Below are 1,893 nucleotides of genomic sequence, written 5' to 3'. Positions count from 1 at the left end.
CTAAATTTTAAGGAAGAAATAAATGTTAAAAATAACACTCTTATTTTTTTTATTAACTGCGTCTGTAGTTCATGCAAAAGATAAACCGTGGGAGTCTTACGCTAAACTTCCAATGGTAGAGCAACCACAAATATCGCCAAATGGAGAAATGATAGCAACACTTTATAATACTGCTGAAGGCCCTACTATCAGTTTAGCTAAATTTCCTAGTATCGAATTCAATATATTAGCAAGTCTCAAAAAAGATAAAGACAGAGTCGACTTTATTCGTTGGTCAGGTAATAAATATATCATTGTTTCTGCTAGTTACCCTGAATATGTCAATGGTCAATACATGAGAGTTTCAAGGTTATATTCGATCAATGTTGAAACCAATGAAAGTAAAATGCTAACTACGCGACGTTTTTCTGAATATAAGTGGTATAGATATCAGAGTTTCAGACTCGTTTCCTCACTTAAAAATGAGCCAGATTTCGCGCTAGTGTCAACGTTTGATGAAAAAGATAAAGCTTATTCTGTTTTTAAAGTTGAATTAGGTGATTCTAGTTTTGATAAAATTCAGAGGAATAAAGAAAATATTGGAAGTTGGTATGCAGACCCTAAGGGAGTTTTACGCCTGGGGATCGCAATTGATAAAAAAGATGATAAGTTTATTGCTTCAATATGGTATCGAGCAAAGAAAGATGAAGCATTAAAAATGATTCATACCCATATTTTGGGTGAAGATAGTACTTTCTCCATCCAAGGCCTTAATGAAGATGGTACAAAAGCTTACGTCCTTTCTGATCGTGTATTAAACAGACAAGCTTTATGGTCATATGATATCGAGTCAGGGGAGTTTGAAGAGCTTGTTTATAGCAATGATAAATACGATATAAATAATGCAATCGTTAATAGTGAGGGCGATTTTATAGGGGTTGGCTACTATGATGATTTCTACAAGAGCCATTATTTTTCAGAGGTAGACGGTAAGCAAGAGCTTATGGTTGCTAATTTATTTGGTGATAAGCAAGCTAGTATTGTTAGCCGTAGTAAAGATAGAACACGAATTCTTGTAAATGTAATAAGTGATTCAGTCAGCCCTACTTATTATTATTTTGATTTAAACACAAAGAAGGGCGGCGCTTGGCTATCTAAATTTCCTTATTTAGCACGTAATAAATTTGTACCAGTGCAAAACTATAGCTTTAAAGCGAGTGATGGAGCTGAAATCTCAGGCTATTTTACAAAACCAGAAGGGATTAAAACTCCGCCGCTAATTGTTATGCCTCACGGAGGACCGCATAGTCGAGACTACAAATACTTTAATCGAGAGCTTCAATATTTAGTTAGTTTAGGTTATGCGGTATTGCAAGTGAACTTCAGGGGCTCAGAAGGTTTTGGTAGCGCTTTTGAAACTGATGGTTATTATCAGTGGGGTAAACGTATGCAACAAGATGTATATGATGCGATGGATTGGGCTACTAGAACCGGATTAACATCAAAAAATAATGCATGTATTTATGGCGCAAGTTATGGTGGTTATGTTGCATTAACAGCTGCATGGCAAGAGCCCGAACGCTTTAAATGCATTATTAGTATTTCTGGAATATCGGATCTAAAAGGGTTAGTTGAAGATGAAGAGCGACAAGATGCCTACCTAGGTAATATTGTTGATATGACTGATAGTAAAGCCGTTGATGCATTATCTGAGGTTTCGGCAATCAATATGATTAACCGAATTAAAGCCCCAATTTTGCTTATCCATGGGACAAAAGATACGAGAGTTGACTATCGACAATCAAAATATTTTTATGATAAAGCAAAGCGAAACCTAGATATAAAGTATGTTGAAATTGATGACGGAACACACTTTTTTGATGATCCAGAAAGCTTAAAAATACAATACAAAGA

General features: G+C 35.3%; 1 protein-coding gene. It reads left to right on the top strand.

Annotated elements, in window-relative coordinates; all coding sequences use genetic code 11:
• Positions 1-22 precede the first annotated feature (22 nt).
• The coding region (locus H5072_RS18310; protein ID WP_259395983.1) for a S9 family peptidase at positions 23-1,893 on the top strand (1,871 nt) is incomplete at its 3' end.

The sequence above is a fragment of the Pseudoalteromonas sp. SR45-5 genome, from assembly GCF_014163565.1.
Lineage (GTDB): Bacteria > Pseudomonadota > Gammaproteobacteria > Enterobacterales > Alteromonadaceae > Pseudoalteromonas > Pseudoalteromonas distincta.
The sequence above is the reverse complement of the archived record's forward strand: the minus strand, read 5'-3'. Positions and strand labels throughout refer to the sequence as shown.